Below are 21,575 nucleotides of genomic sequence, written 5' to 3'. Positions count from 1 at the left end.
AAGGAGTCATTCCATGCTGCAAGGTCTCTTCGCACGCCAGCGGCGTGCATCCGTGCCGTCCCCGCTGTTCTCCGTGTGCCAGCTCCAGTTGAGCGAGCAGGTGCATTGGCTGGACAGCAAGGGCCTCCTTGATCCCCTGCCCTATGTGCAGCGCCACATGCGCGGCGACTGGGGCGAGGTCGATGAAGCCCGGCGCCGCGCCAATGAAGGCGCGCTGCAGGCAGGCGGCGTCCTGCAATCGCAGTACCGCATCACGCCCCGGCTGGCGTTGCTCGTCCTCACCGACGAGGCGCGCCACCGCACCGTCGTGCGGCTGCCGGAGGAACCGGATCCCCGCTGAGCGGTTCCGCTTTTTTTTCATTCACCCCCTGGGGCACGTCGCGGCCCCGGGGCCGGGCGTGCTCCGCTTTTGAAAGGAGCCTTCCATGTCGTCTTCTTCTCATCGCATCCCGCAGCGCCACAACCCGCTGTTTCCCATCGGCGCGCTGGTCTACAGCGAAGGGGTCTACCGGCTGGTCCGCGAGGGCCGGCTGGACCCCCTGCCCTGTGTCCAACGCCACATGCGCGGTGACTGGGGCGATGTCTCCGACGAGGCCTGGCATGCGAACAACGCCGCGCTACCAGCAGGCGGACGCCTGGGCTCGTTCTATGTCGTCACCCGCGAATTGAATCTCCACGTTTTCACGCTGGCGGACCGCAGTGCGACCCACGTCGTGCTGCCGTCCGAGAACTGATCTCGCTTTCCTGACGGCTTGCCGTCGCTCTTCCCATCCCCGGGGCATGCCACCTGCCCCTCGGGGCGGGTGCATGCCCTTTTTTTCTTTGGAGCATCACCATGTCCCTCGATCTCGATTCCAACGATGCGGCGCCCATGCAGGGCGAACTGCTGGACGACGCATCGTCCCCGCTCACCATCGCCCTCACCGACTTCGTCTCGGAGTTCGGCGACGAATTGCTGCAGGCCCTCAACGGTGCGAACCCGCCGGTGTACACCGGGCAGGTGCGCATGCACCGGCAATCGGTGCTCTCCGGCCTCAAGCGCCGGCTCTTCCCCGCGCAGGCCGACGTGGTGCACGCGGTTACCGAGCTGCTCGTCGACCGCGGCGAACGCGCTGCGTTCGTCAACGGAGAGATGGGCTGCGGCAAGACCACCGTCGGCATCGCCACCGCCGCCGTGCTGCACGCCGAAGGCTACCGCCGCACGCTGGTGCTCTCCCCGCCCCACCTCGTCTACAAGTGGCGCCGCGAAATCCAGCAAACCGTCGCTGGCGCCAAGGTCTGGGTGCTCAACGGCCCGGACACACTGGTCAAGTTGCTCAAGCTGCGCGAGCAGCTGCAGGTCCCCGCGCACGCGCAGGAGTTCTTCGTGCTCGGGCGCGTGCGCATGCGGATGGGCTTTCACTGGAAGCCCGCCTTCGCAGTGCGGCGCACCCGCCACGGCGACGTCGGCACCTGCCCGCATTGCGGCACCGTCATCACCGACGAGGACGGCGAGCCCATCGGCACCGCTGAACTCGATGCGGAGGAAACCCGCCGCACCTGCGGTGGCTGCCGTTTGCCGCTGTGGACGCTGATGCGCCCGCGCAGCCTGTCGGCCACCGATCAGTCCAGCGCGGTGCTCAAGGCGCTGCAGCGCATTCCCACCATCGGACAGGTCACCGCGCAGCGGCTGATGCGCACGTTCGGCGACGGCTTTCTCGCCTCCATGCTCGGCGACAACATCCACGAGTTCATCAACCTGATGGATGACCGCGGCGAGCTGGTCTTCTCGGACCGCCAGGCACATCGCATGGAGCGCGCGATGGCGAACATGGAGTTCGGCTTCGGCGAGGGCGGCTACCAGCCATCCGAGTTCATCAAACGCTATCTGCCGCAAGGCACGTTCGACCTGCTCATCGCCGACGAGGCGCACGAGTACAAGAACGGCGGCTCGGCCCAGGGACAGGCGATGGGCGTGCTCGCGGCGAAGGCGCGAAAGACGCTGAATTTGACCGGCACGCTGATGGGTGGCTATGGCGACGACCTGTTCTATCTGCTGTTCCGTGCCCTTCCCGGGCGGATGATCGAAGACGGCTACCGGCCCTCGAAAAGCGGCTCGATGACCTCGGCCGCGATGGCATTCATGCGCGACCACGGTGTGCTCAAGGACATCTATTCCGAGAGCACCGGCACTTCGCACAAGACGGCCAAGGGCTCCAAGGTGTCGGTGCGCACGGTCAAGGCACCGGGCTTCGGGCCGAAGGGCGTGCTGCGCTGCGTGCTGCCGTTCACGGTGTTCCTCAAGTTGAAGGACATCGGCGGCGACGTGCTGCCGCCCTACGACGAAGAGTTCCGAGAAGTGGCGATGAACCCGGCGCAGGCATCGGCCTACCAGAACCTGGCAGGCCGGCTCACTACGGAATTGCGGCAGGCATTGGCACGCCGCGACACGACGCTGCTGGGTGTGGTCCTCAACGTGCTGCTGGCCTGGCCGGACACGTGTTTCCGGTCGGAGACGGTGGTGCATCCCCGCACGCGCGACACCTTGGCGTTCGTGCCGGCCCAGTTCCACGAACTGGACGCCATGCCCAAGGAACGGGAACTGGTCGAGATCTGCCGGCAGGAGAAGGCACTGGGCCGCAAGACCCTGGTCTACACGGTGTACACCGGCACGCGCGACACGACGGCGCGGCTCAAGCGGCTGCTGGAGATGGAAGGCCTGAAGGTGGCGGTACTGCGCGCGAGCGTGGAAGCCTCCCGCCGCGAGGACTGGATCGCCGAGCAGCTGGACCGCGGCATCGACGTGCTCATCACCAATCCGGAACTGGTGAAGACCGGGCTGGATCTGCTGGAGTTTCCGACGATCGTCTTCCTGCAATCGGGCTACAACGTGTATTCGCTGCAACAGGCCGCACGCCGCTCCTGGCGCATCGGCCAGAAGCAGCCGGTGCGCGTGATCTACCTGGGCTACGGCGCCACCTCGCAGATGACCTGCCTGGAACTGATGGCCAAGAAGATCATGGTGGCGCAGAGCACGTCGGGCGACATCCCGGAATCGGGGCTCGACATGCTGAACCAGGATGGCGATTCGGTGGAGGTGGCACTGGCACGGCAGCTGGTGCATTGATCCTGTGACGACACTTGGCGGCTCCTTCGGGAGCCGTTTTTTTGCCCGCGCACCAGCCAAGCGCGCTTACCAGCCGTTACGACGGCGGAAACACTACGTCCGACACTTTCCACCGTGTAGAACGACCCGGAGAACAGGATGATCTCTTCCCGCACTCTTGCAGCCACGTCCAACCAGGACGCAGCACCGAACGCACGTCCCCCGACACCCGGCCAACCCCTTCCCGATGATGAAATCCCGTTCAAGGCGGATGTGTGGAGGGACAACGGGCGCATCGTCGGAGCGACTTTCAAGGGGCAGATTTCGACCACCAGATTCAACGGACGGGTGAAGACCGGCGGCGCCGAGGTCAATGTCGAGCGAGGCAATGCCTTTGGCTCCGCCTCCACCAACGGCACGTCCATGGATGGCCGCGTGGGGTTCAGAACTGGCCTGGAGAACTTCGAGTTGAGCGCCTCGTTCGCCCCGGGCGGAGAGCTCAGCGGATCGGGCAAGGTTACCGTGGGCGATGCGTCGTTCTCGTTTTCCAATGACTCCATCGGCACCGAGTTCAAGTTCGCCAACGGCGCCAGCGCCGCGATTAGCAGGAGTACGGACGGGGCATGGAACGCGAGCTGGAGCTCCCCGGCTGCGGGCAGCTTCCAGACGGCACTGAATTTCGAGAACAGCGGCGGCAATTGGTCGATTAACGCCAACTTCACGCTCAAGGTCGAGTGACGGCATAGCATTGATCGTGTGCGCTGCGTGCCGCGCACTAGTTTTCGGAACCTTACGGTGGACGCAGATGCTGCCGCAATCCTTCGTCGCTCGGGCAATCCTGATCGCACTGATCCTGGCCTTGGCTGGTTGCGCTTCGATGGACAGGAGCATGCATCGCTTCGACAGTTGGCTGGGCTCGTTCAAGAGCCGCGATGATGGCGGCTACCTCGCCACCTGCAACGAGCCTGGCAACACGTTCGACGCGACGACCGCGCCTCCTTGCGAGAGCGCTCTCCGAAGGCACTGCCCGAACGGGTTCAACCTTGCCAGCGTCGGTGCCACGGAAAACCCCAGCCCCCGCAGCTTTACCGAAAAGTACCGGGTGACGGCCCTGGCGTACTGCAAGTGAGTCGTCGCGGGCGGGGCTCTGAGGGAGAAGAACACGATCGATATCCTCAGCAGCTGGTGTCCAGACCACGAGCGCTGTACGCGCCGCGATGCGTTTCCTTGATAGCCGAGAACGACATCACGGTACTGGCTTGCCGCAAGCGAGGCGGTCAGACTTCCCCTACTGCGCGCCATCAACCGAACTGGCATCCTATCGAAGTCAAGGTGTCCGGCATGCCCCGGGCTCTCCGGGCGTGAGAACGCCATACAACAGTCGACTCGTGCGTTGCGATCGCGTGTAGCGCGATGCTCTGTCCGAACGTAGTTTCGGAAAACTACGAGATTGCTGGGGTGTCTGGCTTGAAGATACAGTAATTGCTGATCCACCCTGATTGTGGTGAAGCTCCTCTTGGCTGGTGGCAAGCTTGTCGAATGGGTTAACACTGCAGCTTTGATGTTTCACTTCCAACAAATCTTCACCAATCATCGAATGGCACAAAAATCAATTGAAGTGACCCAATGAATAGCAATCAGAATTCTCAAAAGGGACGCTTCTACCTCCTCGATCCGGACATCCGCGGCGGAGGTCCTGGAACCGATGTTGAAATCTCCAACGAAGAAGCCCTTCTGACACCTCCACGCCTGATCATCCGGCCCGTGGAAGGCGGATTTCCGACGCTCGCGGAAACGCCGGTTCTGGCTCACGAGCGCAATTCAAAAAGGCGCCCTCGAGATCTCGAAGGAGGATTCAGTGGTTACTGGCTGGTTTCGGAGCGGCTCAAGCGCGCTTTCGAGTCAGTGGACGCCGAGGGCTTTGCATTCGTCCCCTGCGATTACACATTGCCGGACGGCTCGAAGGGCCCGCAGCATTACCTGTGCGACGTGGTTCGGACCATTTTTGCGCTGGACAAATCCAGCTCTGAATTTCAAACGCGAATCGCCCGGGATCACGCTGCCAATCAAGACGTGGAGATGATTACGTTTTCGGGAGGAGCGAAGCTATTCTTCAAGCAGGAATTGATTGGGGATGCCCATGTCTTCAGGATGGGAGAGGATCCATCCAGCGTGATCTGTGATCGCACGATGTATGAAGCGATACGAAGCGCGGGAATTGGAGTGAAACCTAGCTCCGATGGCCTGTGGTGGAAGGACGCCGCCGATTTCTAGTGGCTTGCACTCACTGTGATATGCCGACTCGGAATTTCGGACCGTGGCCAAGAATGACAAGCCGGTTTTTCAGGGACACCACCTTGTTGAGCAGCAAGCATTCCGAGACAGCGCTCTGCTCAAGAAGCTCTCCAATGTGGGGCTTTTCAGTCTGGATGGCGACGCCAATCTGCTGAACCTCCCGGGGGACAAGCAACTGGCGCTGCAGCTTGACGTCTCTCCTCACAATGGCGGCCCTCTCGGACAGTATTCCCAGGGCCTGAGACAAGAACTGAATTTCCTCCAAAAGAGCTCTGATGGCCAAGCGGCAATGGCTGGCGATCGTGGGGCGGCCACGAGAGTCGCCAAGGACGTGGACAGGCTTTGCGCCACTTTGAAAGTGGCCATGGTGAACAACGATCTGCTGACCAACACGCCCATCGGAATGACGGTAGAGCAGGCCAACCAGTTCAACCGAGATTTCTTCAAGAAGCTGCCCGCCTACCAGCAAACCCACAGCCTGCAGATCGATGAAGCCATCAAGCTGACGGGTCCGGAAGCACGTTGGCCTGCGGTACTCAAGTCCGAATCCAATCTCATCCACAGTCTTCACGCGATCGATCAACCGGGCTTCAAGACAGTCAAAGGCGATGCGGCAATCGGTCGACAGTTGTTGGGGGAATCGGTCGAGCAGGCGCAGGCAGGTGGACGCCTGACGCTTTCAGCGCAGGGCACCGATCAGGTCAGTCAAGCGTTTGCCAGCAACGCGGCCGTAGCGCAGCCCCTACGCACGGTGCCAATGGCATCCAGCTCAACCGCGTTGGATCCGCATTCCACAGTTGCTCCGCGCTCGCAACGCGGCTTCGCCACCGCAGAGCTACTGGCCGGCGAGCTGTCTGCAGGCCAGGCACTGCGCACCGCCGGCCTGCTCGCCACCGCCGCCGACACGGTGATGACCGGCCAGCGCGCCACACGCTTGCTCGGCCAGGACAACCCGCTCGCCGCGCAATCGGAGCTTGCGCACTTTGCCGGCCGCAACGTCGGTGGCTGGGCCGGCGGTACCGCCGCTGCCTACGCGCTGGGTAGCTCGGGCGCCGGGCCGATGGTGCTGATCGCCGCCGATGCGTATTTCTTGAGTACCGCTGGCGAGAAGGCCGCCGCCTTGCTCGACAACCGCGCCATCTACACCCAGACCGATCGCGAGGGCACGCAGTGGTCGTTCAACGGCACCGCCTGGGCGCGCGAGGGCAAGGCCGACACCACCAACGACGGGGTAGACAACCCCACCTCCACCCCCATCGTCGCCAGCTACGAGAAGGCACGCGAACTCAATTACCAGGCCACCAACGCCGCTGCAGCGCTCGCCCTCAAGGATGCGCCCGCTCCGCAGGATCCGTATCGCCAGCCGGCCAATGCCACTGACCGCCCCAGCCTGAGCAGCGCCGACTGGCGACGCGATGCAACGGACGGTCAGTGGCATCGGCTGGTCAAGGCCGAGATCTCTGGCGCCAATGATCGCGGCAGCTACGTGCAGGAAACCACCTTGCCGCACCGCAAAGCCGAACTCGACGCGCAGGCGCAGGACACCATCGCCCGCAACATCGCCAACAGTCCCGGCGCGATCGCTGCGCGCTACGCACTGGCGCACCACCGCAACGGCTGGGCGGCCGATGGCCTGCCGATGTCGCCAGCGGTGCAGCAGGCGCTGCCCGATCCGGATGCCTTGACCGCCTCAAACGGCCAGCGCTACTACCGTGACATCGAAGGCCAGTGGACCAGCAACGGCGCCCCACCCGATGGCAACCGCGTGCTGGAGCTGGAGACCACGCGCGCGATGCTGCAACCGGCACTGGCCGAGCAGGCGCAGGCCATTGCCGCCATCCAGCAATCGCCGCAGGACGTACAAGGCGAGCAGGCGCTCTACCGCTATCGCATTGTCGGCACCGAGTTGCAGCCGCCATGGCGTGAAGCAATCGAGCTGGCGACGCAACGCACCCGCGAGGCAGAGGGACTTGCGGGCGGCGGCGCGATGCAGTTGCAGCGCGGCCCTGGTGGCACCTTTGGCGCCGATAGCCCGATTGCGCATCTGCAACGCGGCCCTGATGGTGTAGAGCGCATTGCAGCAGTCACCAGCACCGATGACATCCGCCGGGCACTGCAGGAGGTACAGGCGCGGCAGAACCCAGCCTTGCCGATACAGCAGCTGGCCTCTGCGCCTCGCTCATCGGACGGATCCGCAGATGCGGACACGTCGTCTTCCGTCCCCTCCAACCAGCATGCCCTCGACGTGCAGGCGCGGGGCCAGGCGGCCAGCGCCGCGCAGGAGCGTCAGGAACGGCAGCAGCAGGACCGGCAAGCGCAAGACCAGCAGCTGGCGCAGGCACGCGCGCACACGCTGCAGGAGCAGGCCTCGCACGAATACCGAGCGCAGGACGCTCAGGCGCTGCAGGCGCATGCATTGCAGGAGCTTCGCCAACAAGAGTCGCAACAGTTGGAGCAGCAAGAACGCCAGACACAGGCTGCCCAGCAACGCGAACGAGCCCAGCAGCAGGCGCACGACACCCAACAGCGCGAACGAGCGCAGCAGCAGGCCCAGGAGACGCAGCAGCGCGAGCAGGAAACACGCCAGGCCCAGGACGACCAGCAGAGCCAGCAGGAACGCCTTCAAGCGCAGGCTGTGCAACATCCCGAGCAACAGCCGCTGCACGCCCAAGCGGCTCCACAACGCGAGCAGGAGCCGGCACAGGAAGCCGTCTCTCGCGAGCCGTCGTCGCTCCACGCACAAGACACATCGCCGCGCCAGCCCGAACAGCGGTATACCCCGGATGACGTCGCCCAACGGCGCCAGGAGCAGCTGGCAGAGCCTGCGCAAGCACATGCATCCGACGTAGCGCAGCAGCGGACGCAAAGCCGACAAACGCAAGAAGAGCACACGCAGGAAGTCCAGCAGCAGGTTGCGGACCTGCACAGCGGCCAACAGCCGATGACGGCGCAAGCCTCGGGTGCGCAGCAAGATGGACCGGCGCAGCAGCCCGAGCAGCCGGCAGACGCGTATCTGGCCCAGCCTGCGACTGCGCCTTCCGCTTCATCGCTCGCCATGCCGGTCGCCGCAGAACAGCGCGACGATCAACAGAAGCGCACGCCACAAGCACTGGAAGCACCAGATCCCCCGGCAGCGTTGCCAGTGTCCGCACAGCTCGCGCAAGCGAGAGGGACATCGCTGGAAATGCCGACCGCTGGTCGCTCCACCGACGCCCCCGAGGACGCGTCCGATGCGCGCGAGCCGCTTTCCGCGTCCCAGGCAGATGAGCACGACCGTCCTGCCGCCGTGCCCGCCGATCCGGACTCCTGGGAGGAAATAGAGCGCTCCATGCGTGAACTGCGCATCCAACTCGAACAGGATCTCGAAACAGAAAGCCGCGTCGCAGAAGCGCGGCAGGCGCGCGTGGACCGTGGCGAACGGCCGTTTACCGAGTTGGAATTGCGTGATGGGTACGATCCGGATGGCCCCTCGGGACTGAGACCACCACGCGCCCCGCCGGCAGACGCCGCGCCACAGTCTCTTGCTGCTGGCGAGCAGGAAGATCGGCCGCAGCCCCAACGTAAAAACATCACCGGCGATCCGGATGTGGACGAGTTGCTGTACGCCATCGACTGCAAGAACGAACTGGCGATCGAACAGGCCTTGAAACGTGTCGCCAACAGTCCCTACAGCCAGGCCCTTGCCAAACAAGGGCATGAATTTCTGGATGCCCAGGCGATGCAGGAAGCCCAGGAGCAGGCGAGTACGCGCCAGGCACTGAACATGGACGTCTCGACAGAGGTGCAGACCAGCCGCGGCCCGGTGATGGTGATGACACTGCCGCAGTTCGCCAACGGACCGGCGATGCAAGGTCCGCAGGGTGACGGTGGTGGTGGTGGCGGAGATGGCGGTGGTGGAGGTGGAGGCGGTGGTGGTGGATAGCCGGCACGCGTGCAGCAAGTTGAATCATCGAGAGAACGCTATGGACATGCAGAACTCACCAGCGCTGCCCGAAGACAATGGATCGGAACGCGCGATGAAAGAATCGATTCAGGCCATGGCGGCCCTGATCGGGCACCTGCAGCGGCGAGAGCATGCGCTGGAAGATCTGGTGCGGCAGCAGCTACAGTTGCTGCAGTCCGCCGTCCACAACGCTGATCAGCGGGTCGCTCGGGTGGTTGAGACCGCGCTGCCCCGCCTGACGCAACTGAGTCAGCAGGCGTTGACGCAGACGCTGGAACCGGCGGCGGAGCGCTTCAACAAGAAGATGAGCACCGCGGAACAGACGCTTCAGCAGGCCACGCAGCGCTATGCGAAAGCGCAGCACGCCTTGGAAACCACAATCATGCGACGAATGTGGATCGCATCGATCGCACTGCTGCTGTCGGGTGTCCTGAGTGTGATCGTCGCAGGCTACGCTGCGTACAGCACGAAGGCGGTCATCGCGGAAGCGGCGCAGCGCCGGGCAGAAATCGACTATCTGGATCGTGTTGCGCGCGCCAATCTCGTGCCCTGCGGCGACGATAGGTTATGCGCCGAGCTAGAGAAGAGAGGCGCGCGCTATGGCAATCAGAGCCAGTTTCGCGTGATCGCCTTGCGCCGATCCACTCCACGCTGAGCTGCTCGCGCAGCTTTTGAAACTCGCAGGCTTGGAGAAGGCAGCACAATCAAAGCGCAAGTGCGGACTTCGGATTGATGACTGACGCGAGCGCCGATCAGATGGATCGTCACGACAACCCAGTTGTTCGAGATGTTCCAAATGCAGGCGATCTCTCTGTCCGAATTCGACCGCAGTCATGCCATGGCCGTTGCTGGCGCACTCACTCTGGCCATGCTGGGCGGTTGCGCCACCGTCACCGCAACGGAGGATAAAGCGGCGCCTCCATTGGCCCCGATGCCTGCGACCGATACGACGCTCCCCCGCGCTATCCCAGTCGTTCGCCAGAGCCGCTATACGCTGGTGGAACTGGTGCCACAGGCAGCCCAACGCGACCTGCTCCTGCAGGTCGTCGACATCACGCTCCCGCCATCGCCCCAGACCACCGTCGGCGAAGGCTTGCAGTATCTGCTGCGGCACTCGGGATACCGTTTGTGCGCAGACGGCGCAGCGAGATCGGAGCTGTATGCCCAGCCGCTGCCCGCCGCGCACATGCACCTGGGACCACTTACGTTGCGCGATGCACTGCTGACCATGGCTGGCAGCGCTTGGGGACTCCACGTCGATGACGTATCCCGGCAGGTGTGCTTCCACCTTGCCTCCGAAGCGTCCGCCGAGGGCACTGGCAGCACCTGCACGTTGCCGCCGCTGGCGGACCTCGCCCCCGAAAACCGCATGGAGCGCCCATGATTTCCCATCCGCCGAGCGGGCGCGCCCGCATGCGCTGGCCCTGGGTGGCAGTCGGTGCCGCCGTGCTCCTTTTGGGCGTCGCCACGGTGACCAACACCGTGCGGCTGTCTCGTCTGGCACAGGAGACGCACAACGCCCATCGGGATGCGGAGATGCAGAGCCTGGCAAGCAGCGTGGCGCAACTGCGCGGGGCGCTCGATGAAGCCCGGCGCCAGCCCGCAACAGTCACCGAATCGGCATTCTCAGCGGAGAAGCAGGCCATCGGCGAACGCATCGCCCGCATCGAGCAGGCGCAGGGCAGCATGGCCCGCGCGGACGACGTGACCGCACAGACGGCGCGCATCGACGCACTGCAAAAGCAACTGGCCGAACGCCAGGCCGCCACCCGACCGACACGTGCATCCGCAAGCGGTGCAGCACGACATGCCACGCCGGCGCCGCCACCCTTCGCGGTGCTCGGCACGGAACTGCGGGCCGGGGTGCCCTTCCTCGCCATCGCCCCGCCGGGTGCTTCCTCGCCCGCGCAGATCCGGCTGCTGCGGGCGGGCGACCAGGAAGGAGACTGGCGGCTGGACGGGATCGAGCCGGGCGCCGCGCTGTTCACGGTGCGCGACCAGGCGCGCCGCGTGCCGGTGCACGCACGGTAGGCGCAAGATGGACGATCCTCGCCCTGCCCTCGTGATCGCGGGCTTGGCCTTGGCCCTGGCGGCGAACGCCCAGGCGCTGGCCCAGGCACCGGGCAGCGCCGAGTCCCGCATCCGCCAGAGCGAGTCCCGCCCGCTGGACAAGGCGCGCGACGACGAAGGCCAGGCGCACGAGTGGAACCTGCGCGCCGAAGAGTGGTCGCGCTACCGGGCGCTGATGCAGGGGCCGCTGGGCACCTACTCGCCGGGTCTCGATCCGCTCACCGCGCTGGGCATCGAGGCCCGTTCCGACCAGGAACGCCGCCGCTATGCCGAGCTGCAGGTACAGGCCGAGGCCCGCCGCGTAGAGAAGACCCTGAGCTACCAGCGCGCCTACGACGCGGCCTGGCAACGCCTGCACCCCGGGCAGGAGCGCGTGAACCTGCAAGGCGTGCAGGGTGTGCAGGCGGACACCAGCAAGTCCGGCATGCCTGGCGCCGCGGAGCCCGGGCGAATCGCGGTCTTCGTCAAGGACGGTTGCGCGCCCTGCAACCAGCGGGCGCTGCAACTGCAGGCGGCCGGTATGGCCTTCGATGTCTATGTGGTCGGCAGCCGCAGTGACGACGACCGCATCCGCCGCTGGGCCAGCCAGGCAGGCATCGATCCGGCACGGGTGCGCGCACGCACCATCACGCTCAACCACGACGGCGGCCGCTGGCTGTCGCTCGGCCTGCCGGGCGATCTGCCAGCGGTGGTGCGTGAGGTCGGCGGCCAATGGCAGCGGCAATGATGGACCGACGCCACCCTTGGTGGCTGGTGCTGGCATTCGCGCTGGGTGCGTGCAGCACCACCCAAGCGCGGTCGCAGGAACTGCCGCCGCCGGCCTATCAGCTCGCCGCGGCCCAGGCAGGCGTGCCCTCGCCCGTGCTGTATGCGGTGGCCTTGCAAGAAAGCGGAACGCGGCTGCGAGGCCGTCAGGTGCCATGGCCGTGGACGCTCAACGTGGCCGGAGCCTCGCAGCGCTATGCCACGCGCGCCCACGCGTGCCTTGGGCTGCGCCAGGCGTTGCGTCGGACGCCGGCACAGCGGATCGACGTCGGGCTGGGCCAGGTCAATGTCGGCTACCACGGCCAGCGGGTCGCGCAACCGTGTGCCCTGCTCGATCCCTACCGCAATCTCGCGATCGCGGCCGAGATCCTGCGCGAGCAGCACACGCCCGGCGAAGACTGGCTGCTGGCGATCGGCCGCTACCACCGACCGGCCGGCGGTCCGCCCGCCATGCGATACCGCGGCAGCGTGCACCGCCATCTGGTCCGGGTGCTGGGCAGCCCTCAAGCACTCGCCGCATTGAACGGCCATCGAGGTTCCTCGCCATGAACATGCATCGATTCCAAGTTGCCGGCGCCCTGCTCGCGCTGGCCACACTCAGCACGCGGCCCTGCGCGATCCGGGCCGCGTCGGCGCCGGCCAGTCTGCCCACGCCGCGCCCTGCGCTGATCGTGGTGGAGGACCGCGGCGGGGTTCCCGCGCAGCCCTACTACGATGACCTGGGCCTGCCGGTACGCTCTTCGGCGACAGCGGATGCGCCACAGCGTCTGCCATTGCCCGGCGCAACCACCGGTCCTCGCGGGGAAGCCGCCATGCTGCCGGTGCGCTCGGGTTGGCTTACGCCAGGAGTGGTCGAGCGCCGCCCGCTTCAGGCATCGGGACTGACGCCGTTCTTCGTTATCGGCGACGATGCGCGCTCGCGCGAATGGCTGCAGCAGCGGCTCGTTCGCCTGCGAGAACTGCACGCCAGCGGGTTGGTCGTGAATGTGGCATCGCCGCAGGCGCTGGACGCGCTGCGACGGCTGGCACCGGGCATGACGCTCTCGCCTGCGTCCGGGGACGACTTGGCCCAGCGACTGGGGCTGCGCCACTACCCCGTGCTCGTCACGGCCACCGGCATCGAGCAGTGACATGGCCCAGGCGCACGCGGTGGAGGTGCTGCTGCGCCCCGCGGTGGAGCTATACACCGTGGCGGTCTGCGCCGGCGCCGCGCTGGTGTGCGTGGTGGCCCCGTGGTCGCTGGCGCTGAATCCCCTCCTCGGCCTGGCCAGCGCGCTCGCCTTCCTGGCTTTCGGCGTCCTGCGACTTCGGCAGGCATGGGCCATCCTGTGCTATCGCCGCAACATCCGACGCCTGCCCCGGTATGTGATGGCCAGCAAAGAGGTGCCTGTCAGCCAGCAGCGCCTGTTCCTCGGTCGAGGCTTTCGCTGGGACCAGCGCCACACCCACCGCCTGATGCAGACGTACCGCCCGGAGTTCCGGCGTTACGTGGAACCCACGCGGATTTACCAGCTCGCGCGGCGCTGCGAGGCGCGGCTGGAGTTCGCACCGCCGCCATGGCCACACCTGGCACGCTTCACCGGCTGGGACCATCCGCTCAATCCGGCCCGGCCGCTGCCGCCGGTGGGCGGCATGCCCCGCCTGCACGGCATCGAGCCGCAGGAGGTCGACGTGACCTTACCGCTGGGCGAGCGGGTCGGCCACACGCTGGTGCTCGGCACCACGCGCGTCGGCAAGACGCGGCTGGCCGAGCTGTTCATCACCCAGGACATCCGCAGGCGCAGCAGCACGGGCGAGCACGAGGTGGTGATCGTGTTCGACCCCAAGGGCGATGCGGATTTGCTCAAGCGCATGTACGTGGAGGCGCGCCGTGCCGGGCGCGAGGGCGAGTTCTACGTGTTCCACTTGGGATGGCCGGACATCTCGGCACGCTATAACGCCATCGGGCGGTTTGGGCGAATTTCCGAGGTGGCGACCCGCATCGCGGGACAGCTCTCGGGCGAAGGCAACAGTGCCGCTTTCAGAGAATTTGCATGGCGGTTCGTGAACATCATTGCCCGCGCGCTCGTCGAACTGGGGCAGCGCCCGGACTACCTGCTGATCCAGCGGCATGTCGTGAACATCGATGCGCTGTTCATCGAGTATGCCCAGCACTACTTCGCCCGGAACGAGCCGAAGGCCTGGGAAATCATCGTCCAGCTCGAAGCGAAGTTGAACGAGAAGAACATCCCGCGCAACATGATCGGTCGGGAAAAACGTGTCGTGGCGCTGGAGCAGTACCTGTCCCAGGTGCGGACCTACGACCCGGTACTCGACGGCCTGCGCAGCGCCGTGCGCTACGACCGCACGTATTTCGACAAGATCGTGGCAAGCCTGCTGCCGCTGCTGGAAAAACTCACCACGGGCAAGATCGCGCAACTGCTGGCGCCGAACTATTCGGACCTGTCCGATCCGCGGCCGATCTTCGACTGGCTTCAGATCATCCGCAAACGTGCGCTGGTCTACGTGGGCCTGGACGCGCTGTCCGATGCGGAGGTGGCCGCCGCCGTGGGGAACTCGATGTTCTCGGACCTCGTGTCGGTCGCCGGGCACCTGTACAAGTTCGGCGTGGACGATGGCCTGCCGGGTGCATCCGCGAACACGAAGATCCCGATCAACGTGCACGCGGACGAGTTCAACGAACTGATGGGCGACGAATTCATCCCGATGGTGAACAAGGGCGGCGGTGCCGGCATCCAGGTGACAGCCTACACGCAGACGCTCTCGGATATCGAGGCGCGCATCGGCAACCGCGCGAAGGCCGGCCAAGTGGTAGGCAATTTCAACAACCTCATCATGCTGCGCGTGCGCGAGACCGCCACGGCCGAACTGCTGACCCGGCAGTTGCCCAAGGTGGAGGTGTTCGCAACGTCGGTCATGAGCGGTGCCACCGACAGCTCCGACCCCACGGGCAGCACGGCATTCACCTCCAATACGCAGGACCGCATCGCCAGCACGAGCGTGCCGCTGATCGAGCCTGCACATGTGGTGGCGTTGCCGAAGGGCCAGGCCTTCGCGCTCATGGAGGGTGGCAACCTCTGGAAGGTCCGCATGCCCCTGCCCGCGCCCGATCCCGACGAGGTGATGCCCCGTGACCTGCAAGAACTGGTGGGCCACATGCGGCAACACTACGTCGAGGCGGGCGCATGGTGGGATGGCCAGGGCGCGCCGGCATCGCAGGATGCAGCCCTGCCTGACGACCTGCTCGCGGGGTTTGCACCGGAGACTGCCGGCGGTGGCAACGCAGGAACAAACGCGCCATGAGCGACGTCGCCGCCACCGCGCAGCGCCAGCAGATGCGGCAACAGGGCCTGATCCTCGGCCTCATCACCCTGCCGTTTCGCTGCTTCGGCGTGCTGTGCGGTTCGCTGTTCCTGTGCATCGTGGTCGAATGCGTCGGCATGGCGGTGTTCTGGCCGGACCAGGGCTGGCACCACGCCCAGGCCATGCTCGGCCACGAGCTGGACCAGCTGTCTGAATACTTCGTGCGCAGCGCACTGGTGCAGGAGCCGGGGCGCACGGCACACCAGTGGGTGGAGCACGCCTACGAATGGGCGTTCGTGCGCAGCGGGTTGCTGGAGTGGATACAGGATGCGTCGCGCCAGGCACGTGCGGGTGCATCCAGCCCCGCGTGGAGCCTGCGGCAGGTGCTGGCGACGGTATCCATCCACGCCGAGGGCTACCTCATCGCGGCGGCCTACACGGTGTTGGTGTTCCTGGTGCGGCTGCTGGTGCTGTGCCTGACCCTGCCGCTTTTTGCACTGGCCGCCTTTGTGGGGCTCGTGGATGGTTTGGTTCGCCGGGATATCCGGCGCTTCGGCGCGGGGCGCGAATCGGGGTTTCTCTACCACCGGGCGCGGGCCAGCCTGGTGCCGCTGGCAGTGCTGCCCTGGGTGACCTACCTGGCCTTGCCGATGAGCGTGCATCCGGCGGCGATCCTACTCCCTGCGGCAGTGCTGTTGGGCGTGGCAGTGGATGTCGCAGCCGGGTCGTTCAAGAAGTATCTCTGACCGCTAAGGCTGTGCAAGTGACCTGAGATGGAGCAGGTAACCACGCTATGACAGCAGGGATTGATTGATCACGCCCTGGGCGCCGTATCGCCGCGGCACGCTCGCGCCGGCGTGCGCCCTCACAGAAAGCGCGCCGGCAAGACGCGGGAGTAAACAGCTAGGCCAACGATGCCGCCAGCCAACAGCACGAAGACCCAGCCGGAGTGGCACCAGCCGCGAGCAACAAGCGACAATCTGGCATCGCGTCCTCCGAAAACCACGGCGGGAAAAGCCAGCACGCTACACACCAGCCAGAGCACGCACAGTCCGCCTACGCGCTCCCAGCCCTGCTGTAACCTGGCGCCGGACACGATAGTGACGAAGCACAGCACGAACCCCCAGGCGGCCACGGCGAGGACGCGCTGCAGCGATGAGGGCTTCGCGCCCGATCCGCGCGACAACAACTCGTGTGCCAGGAATGCCACGCCCGCGAGCAATGGCGGTACGAACAGCAGCGAGAACAGCCAGGAGAAGTCGCCGAGCACGCCCGTGGCGACATAGGCGAAAGGCGTCGTGAGCAGCCCCAGGACCAGCGCCGCCAAGCCGTCGGCGCCGAAGCGCCGGAGCCCATGACCGAAGTTCGAGCGCATCATGGCCCGCTGGCCATATACGGGTCGTTGGAGTCCCTGCCTAAAGCATCCCGCCATGCTGAGCCGTTTTCGACTGGATCAGGGCGGCCCCGGAAAAGCGCGGCGCGCACCCGTCCAGCGATGGCGGACCGAAAGACCACCCGGCCACGCGCGCGCGCCGCTGCACGCGCCATGCGTGCGGGGTGCATGGCACCGTTACTCTCCAGGGCACACGCAGAGCCAACGCCACTCCTCGGACTTGCGGCGTGGCAGTTCCCACGCGCGGTGGTGCGTAGACTGGAGAGAAAAGCGCCAGACATCGACAAGGGGAATGTCGCCTCAGCCAATACGGATCTGCGCGCCATTGGCTTCGGCCAGCATCCGGGCAAAATGTTCGGCGACTTTCCCGGCATTGCCAGGCTCCCGGGGAAACAGAAACTCGAGCGTTCGGCAGTCGAATCCCAAGATCGCCATGCCACGATCGGTCAAGGAAACGCGTATCCGGTCCGCCAGCAGGAGCACGTCCTCGGCCAGTCCCGTACCGCCTTGCGACTGGTCCTTGCGTTCGAGATGGATTCCTTCTGCGACCTCGTCCTCGTCATCATGGAAGCCGCAGACGATATGCAGGGCATCGGCATCGTGGTATGCCGGCGAATGGAAGCCGATGCTGACCCAGAGGTCCCAATCCGTGGTTCCCGCATCCAGGTAGTGGCACTGGTAGCTGATCGGATCGTCTGGTGCGTGGGCGGGTATGTGTTTCAAGGATGAGAACGTGTTGGATGAAAAAACGAATCCGGCAGAAAGGTGGGTCCGCCACGCCGCCGCAGCCAAACAGGCGACGCCGCCGCCCTCCTCCTTCGCGACATAGCGATGCCCGCTCGCAGCGAATGTCTTTTAAAAGACGAGCAGCAAGCGGTTTTCCCCACCGCCCACGAAATCCAGCAGGGAGCCAGATGGTGTTGGGCTAAGGCATCGTGTAGGCACCCGCACCCAACTCGCGCCATTGGACATGACAGCACCCACCGTTCAGGGAAATTTTTCCAGAAGATGCCACAGGCACCACGTCACCGTCGCCGCGCAACTGCATGCCCTCGGCGCGACCGACGGTGTCTACACGTCCATTTCCGATCCACCCCATTGATCCAATGATGTGCACTGCGCGCAGCACCACCCGCTGTCCCTGCAGCGGCACGGCAGGCCACAGGACCGATTACCGTTTTCTCAACCGGTCAACGGCCTCGGTCCTTCTGGCGCTGGCGGGGCTGTTTCTCGGCGGCACCAGCGGGCAGGCTGACACCGCGCAGCCCGTGCCTTCGGCATCGCCTGTGTCCTCGCGCGTGGGCCTTCTCGACGCCCGCCGGCCCGACGCGCCACGCCTGGTCCTGGGCCAGCCGCAGCCCGAAGGCGAGGCACTTCACTACCTTCGGCTGTCTCCGCCCATGGCCCAAAAGCCAGAGTGCTGCGTTCAGGCCGGCGCGGCGGTGCAGGACGGTTCCATCCTGCAATACCGCGGTGAAGACACGGTCCCTGCGGACGAGCGCGACGCGAAATTCCAGAAGGCGCCCGAAGAAGGCTTCGTAGGCCTGCTGCTGGCGAAGAACGCCTTGGTGTCGCGCACCAATGCCCACCGCGTCGTGCTGCAATGGCCGGACCGCAAGGCCCGCCTGCGCGTGGACCATTGCCTGTCCAGCGAAGGCATGCACGTGAGGGTCGCAGAGAGCGGCGCCAAGGGGCAATGGGTACTGAAGGCGCATTACTACCTTCCTCTGGGAGCGGACGTGGCGATGGCATCCGGGCTGGTCAGCTTGGTCAGGCTGCCCAAGCTGCCCAAGGCGCTCTAGGTACAGGTGCTAGCCTTTGGCCTCTACGGGCACGGGTCCGGTGGGGGCGTCTCTGGCTTGACCGAGGCCAGTCCGGAGACTGTGCGGTACAGACGATTCCTGGCGTCCCACCGCAGGGTGGGCAGGTGGTAGTCGCCGCCCACGGCGGGCGAGCGCACTTGGAGCTGGATCTCGTGCGGCACGCCGTCGTGCCAACGGCTGGGGACCACCTCCAGTTCCTCGGGCGGGTCCGCGGGAAAGAGGTGGGTCAATTTGCCGACGCAGCGGCCGGTGTCGTCCACCAGCAGGGGCAGCGGAAAGCGTCCCCACGGCGCATCGGGCGGCAGGCCGCGGTAGTGGGCGTCGGTGAACACGGCCAGCAGGCGCACCTTGGCGGCCTTGGCCGGCGCATTACCGGCGGCGCCACCCTGCACCAGCGGGCAGGCGCGCACCGCGCCGCGGTAGGGCTCCCAGACCGTCGGCAGGGACAGGTCCGCGTCCAGGGGCTGGCACTGGGCGGGGTCAAGTGCCAGGGGCGTTTTCGCATCAGCGTAGACTGCGGTGGACAGCGTGGCGGTCGCTAACCAGCCAGCCCACTGAAGAACCGCGTTCATTGGTGCATCCAAAGAATGAAAATGGAGTTGCGGGTAGTTCAGAGAAATGCCGTTGAGCGCCGCGATACTTTCCCAAACACAGTGGGTTGGTTGCAAATCACCATATTGTTCCCACGTCAGTATGCAAATGCCTCGACCTTGAAGGCCACGGGATCGCCCGCGTTAGCGCCCTGCACCACCAGGTAGTAGTCGCCCGGTTCAACGTTGTCGCTCATGGTGTCGCTGCAGATCTCGACCGCCTTGGAGACGGCGACGCCCCTGGCGTTGAAGACCTGCAAGCCTGGCGTGGTGCCGTCGAAATCCGACTCGCCCAGGCATGACAGGTCGTGCGTATAGACGTGCAGGTAGACCGTTTTGTTGCGATTGGCATCGATGCGGTAAGTGCGGCTCTCGCCCGCACCGATCGTGATGGGATGGAGTCGGCCATTGGGCAGCGTTTCGACAACATGGTCCACATCGAGCCGGAAGGCCGCTTTTAGCGCAGGACTCCTGGGTTTGGCCCGGGGCTGGGGGGGCGCAGGAGGCGGAGTTTCGGAAAGATGGGATTGCAGGAACTCATGGTTACCTGTCACGGCCAGATCGAAGGCGCAGGCCTCAAGGCGATCCAGCGGGACACCTGCCTGTGCGCAAGCCTTGCGGCCGGCCTCCAGTTCGGCAGCAGTCGGCTGTGCGGGTGAAGATGGGAAGTCGCGCAGATCGAAGGTGGCGAAGGACTGGCCGGGTCCATACGCGAACAGGCTGTCCTTCTCCGCGATGCGCCAGCTCGATACGAAGGCGTCGGCTTGATCGCGATCGGGCAGCAAGCCTTTGCCACCTGTTCGGCCAATAAGCTGTCCATCCCTCGTACTGGAAGCCCGCCCGACGAGACCGCTCTCGCCGTCCTGGCGCGTTCCCTGGGTCCAGCCGGTCTCCAGATCCAGCCAACTGCTGCGCAGATGCACGCGCAGCACGCGTCCGTGGGTCCACAGGATCGCAACGGTCGAGGGTCGCTCGCCATTGCCCCAAAGCCCCAAGGCCGCATCACGGCCGATGGGGTACTGAACGAACTTGCGCTGCCAGGCGACCGGCTTACCGTCGATCAGAACGCGCCCATCGACATCAATGTGGACACGATGGGCACCCACCTGGGCCGCGACAGCTGAAATGGCGGACACGCTCCGGCTCTCGCGCCATGGACTCTGGCGCACCTGGATGCGGGTGCCATCGGAGGCATCTAGCAGCCAGAACTCGCCGGCCCGCTGGGTGGTCAGCGTCTGCCCACCGGGCAGGCGGTAGTGCGGCTCACCAGTGCCCTTTGCGCCGCCAGCGGGTGCTTGGCCGCCACCGGGAGCTGGAACCGGTGCAGGCGGCGGCGGGGCCTGCATGCGACAGGTTCCGATGGACGGGTTGGTGGCCGGTGGACTGGCACCCGCCTCCGCGCTGCACACCTTGGACACGGCGGCGAGCGATGCCACCAACTTGTCCTGCTTGTCGCTGAGCGCCTTGCGTTCGGCCGCATCGCCCACACCCGCCTGGGCGCACCAGGCATTGATTTCGGCCGAAGCGCCCGCCAGCGCCTGCGTGTCTTTCTGTCGCAGCGTTGCGAGTCCCTGGAGTACGCGATCAATGGCGTCGAGGGTGTCTTTTTTGTAGTCGGGTTTAGTGGCTTGATCGGACCAGTAGGCACCTTTCAGTGCATTGAAGAATGCCTCCCTGGTAGGGTTGCCCTTGGCGAGGCTTCGCAGATCCTTCGTGTAGTTGGGACGCTGTGTGAGATAGGCGTCTGCGGCAGACTCCAGCGTCGGATAGCTGGGAAAACACACCTTGACCCACTGCATGGGATTGCCATTCTCCGACCAGCATTGCCCGACCGGCGCTGCCTCTTTGTTGGCAGCAAAAGGCTTTTCCAGATTGTGTTTCAGGCAACCGACTGCCGTCGTCGAGGAACACTCCTTGGTCTCCGGCGTCTGCACGTTCCACAGGTTGTTGTTGGGTTTGGGAATGAAATTGCCGTCCTGGTCACGCATGTGGCCCAGGCTCTCCCCACGCGCCTGTCCCGCGATGTAGGCCCAAAGGATCGGCCCCAATCCGCCCGCGTTGTGCTCGATCAGTGGACGGGTGACGTTGCGCGCATAGTCCTCGGCATATTTCGCGTCGCTTCCGGAAACCGGGTTGCCGCATTGGACTTGCGCGTACGCAGTCGTAACCGTCAGGTAAAGGAGCCCGGCGAGAAGAAATCGCGTCATCGTGCGCCTCCCGTTCTTTCCTGGCCGTCCCGGCCCACGTGGCGCGCGGCACCGTCGGGTGTGTACCACCAACGCTCCCGCGTGCCATCCGGCCACACCTG

Annotated in this window: 20 protein-coding genes and 1 pseudogene; 16 read left to right on the top strand and 5 right to left on the bottom strand. The window is 65.4% G+C overall.

Annotated features, from left to right (window positions below; translation table 11 throughout):
• The first annotated feature begins 13 nt into the window (after positions 1-13).
• From LL962_RS04965 to LL962_RS04940, 6 genes are all read left to right on the top strand, one after another.
• Complete coding sequence (locus LL962_RS04965) at positions 14-340, top strand: methyltransferase (RefSeq protein ID WP_228316121.1); 327 nt, start codon at positions 14-16, stop codon at positions 338-340.
• Between the two features lie 85 nt (positions 341-425).
• Complete coding sequence (locus LL962_RS04960; RefSeq protein WP_228316120.1) at positions 426-734, top strand: hypothetical protein; 309 nt, start codon at positions 426-428, stop codon at positions 732-734.
• A gap of 101 nt (positions 735-835) precedes the next feature.
• Entirely contained in the window at positions 836-3,106 is a 2,271-nt protein-coding gene (locus LL962_RS04955; protein ID WP_228316119.1) for a helicase-related protein, read from the top strand.
• Positions 3,107-3,244: 138 nt separating this feature from the next.
• Positions 3,245-3,823 carry a hypothetical protein gene (locus tag LL962_RS04950; RefSeq protein WP_228316118.1) on the top strand — a complete coding sequence of 193 codons (579 nt, stop codon included), beginning with the start codon at positions 3,245-3,247 and terminating at the stop codon, positions 3,821-3,823.
• Between the two features lie 67 nt (positions 3,824-3,890).
• A complete protein-coding gene (locus LL962_RS04945; RefSeq protein ID WP_228316117.1) occupies positions 3,891-4,214 on the top strand; it encodes a hypothetical protein in 324 nt (107 codons plus the stop codon).
• 497 nt (positions 4,215-4,711) lie between these two features.
• On the top strand, positions 4,712-5,359 hold the full coding sequence (locus LL962_RS04940; protein ID WP_228316116.1) for a DUF1629 domain-containing protein: 648 nt from the start codon (positions 4,712-4,714) through the stop codon (positions 5,357-5,359).
• 10 nt (positions 5,360-5,369) lie between these two features.
• Here the strand turns inward: LL962_RS04940 and LL962_RS04935 are convergent, their stop codons facing one another.
• Positions 5,370-5,627, bottom strand: coding sequence for a hypothetical protein (locus LL962_RS04935; protein ID WP_228316115.1), 258 nt, complete (start codon positions 5,625-5,627; stop codon positions 5,370-5,372).
• 555 nt (positions 5,628-6,182) lie between these two features.
• On the opposite strand from LL962_RS04935, the pseudogene LL962_RS04930 reads away from it, so the two are divergent.
• The 9 genes and pseudogenes from LL962_RS04930 to LL962_RS04890 form a co-directional block, all read left to right on the top strand.
• Positions 6,183-9,302: pseudogene (locus LL962_RS04930) on the top strand (hypothetical protein); the annotation flags it as partial.
• Positions 9,265-9,978 carry a hypothetical protein gene (locus tag LL962_RS04925; protein WP_228316215.1) on the top strand — a complete coding sequence of 238 codons (714 nt, stop codon included), beginning with the start codon at positions 9,265-9,267 and terminating at the stop codon, positions 9,976-9,978. The pseudogene LL962_RS04930 and the gene LL962_RS04925, both read left to right, overlap by 38 nt.
• Before the next feature lie 132 nt (positions 9,979-10,110).
• Positions 10,111-10,707, top strand: a complete 597-nt coding sequence (gene pilL2, locus LL962_RS04920; RefSeq protein WP_228316214.1) for a PFGI-1 class ICE element type IV pilus protein PilL2 — start codon at positions 10,111-10,113, stop codon at positions 10,705-10,707.
• Positions 10,704-11,354, top strand: a complete 651-nt coding sequence (locus tag LL962_RS04915; RefSeq protein ID WP_228316113.1) for a hypothetical protein — start codon at positions 10,704-10,706, stop codon at positions 11,352-11,354. Before pilL2 ends, LL962_RS04915 begins: the two co-directional genes overlap by 4 nt.
• A 7-nt stretch (positions 11,355-11,361) precedes the next feature.
• Entirely contained in the window at positions 11,362-12,120 is a 759-nt protein-coding gene (locus LL962_RS04910; RefSeq protein ID WP_228316112.1) for a TIGR03759 family integrating conjugative element protein, read from the top strand.
• The gene (locus LL962_RS04905; protein ID WP_441004857.1) at positions 12,105-12,707 is read left to right on the top strand and encodes a lytic transglycosylase domain-containing protein; all 603 of its coding nucleotides are present in this window, start codon (positions 12,105-12,107) and stop codon (positions 12,705-12,707) included. The genes LL962_RS04910 and LL962_RS04905 overlap by 16 nt, the downstream gene beginning before the upstream one ends.
• A complete protein-coding gene (locus LL962_RS04900) occupies positions 12,704-13,288 on the top strand; it encodes an integrating conjugative element protein (RefSeq protein ID WP_228316110.1) in 585 nt (194 codons plus the stop codon). Before LL962_RS04905 ends, LL962_RS04900 begins: the two co-directional genes overlap by 4 nt.
• 1 nt (position 13,289) lies before the next feature.
• Complete coding sequence (gene traD, locus LL962_RS04895; RefSeq protein WP_228316109.1) at positions 13,290-15,461, top strand: type IV conjugative transfer system coupling protein TraD; 2,172 nt, start codon at positions 13,290-13,292, stop codon at positions 15,459-15,461.
• A complete protein-coding gene (locus LL962_RS04890; RefSeq protein ID WP_228316108.1) occupies positions 15,458-16,207 on the top strand; it encodes a TIGR03747 family integrating conjugative element membrane protein in 750 nt (249 codons plus the stop codon). Before traD ends, LL962_RS04890 begins: the two co-directional genes overlap by 4 nt.
• 119 nt (positions 16,208-16,326) lie before the next feature.
• Here the strand turns inward: LL962_RS04890 and LL962_RS04885 are convergent, their stop codons facing one another.
• Positions 16,327-16,839: a hypothetical protein gene (locus tag LL962_RS04885; RefSeq protein WP_228316107.1), complete on the bottom strand. Its 513-nt coding sequence runs from the start codon at positions 16,837-16,839 to the stop codon at positions 16,327-16,329.
• Positions 16,840-17,154: 315 nt separating this feature from the next.
• Complete coding sequence (locus LL962_RS04880) at positions 17,155-17,577, bottom strand: hypothetical protein (protein ID WP_228316106.1); 423 nt, start codon at positions 17,575-17,577, stop codon at positions 17,155-17,157.
• A 386-nt stretch (positions 17,578-17,963) separates the two neighbouring features.
• Between LL962_RS04880 and LL962_RS04875 the strand changes: the two genes are divergently transcribed.
• Positions 17,964-18,656 carry a hypothetical protein gene (locus tag LL962_RS04875; protein ID WP_228316105.1) on the top strand — a complete coding sequence of 231 codons (693 nt, stop codon included), beginning with the start codon at positions 17,964-17,966 and terminating at the stop codon, positions 18,654-18,656.
• Positions 18,657-18,679: 23 nt separating this feature from the next.
• On the opposite strand, the gene LL962_RS04870 is transcribed toward LL962_RS04875, so the two are convergent.
• The gene (locus LL962_RS04870) at positions 18,680-19,249 is read right to left on the bottom strand and encodes a hypothetical protein (protein ID WP_228316104.1); all 570 of its coding nucleotides are present in this window, start codon (positions 19,247-19,249) and stop codon (positions 18,680-18,682) included.
• Positions 19,250-19,365: 116 nt separating this feature from the next.
• Complete coding sequence (locus LL962_RS04865; protein ID WP_228316103.1) at positions 19,366-21,474, bottom strand: hypothetical protein; 2,109 nt, start codon at positions 21,472-21,474, stop codon at positions 19,366-19,368.
• Positions 21,475-21,575: the final 101 nt, after the last annotated feature.

The organism is Xanthomonas sp. NCPPB 1067, from assembly GCF_020783795.1.
Lineage (GTDB): Bacteria > Pseudomonadota > Gammaproteobacteria > Xanthomonadales > Xanthomonadaceae > Xanthomonas > Xanthomonas melonis.
Note: the sequence above shows the minus strand (reverse complement) of the source record. Positions and strands in the feature narration are given on the sequence as shown.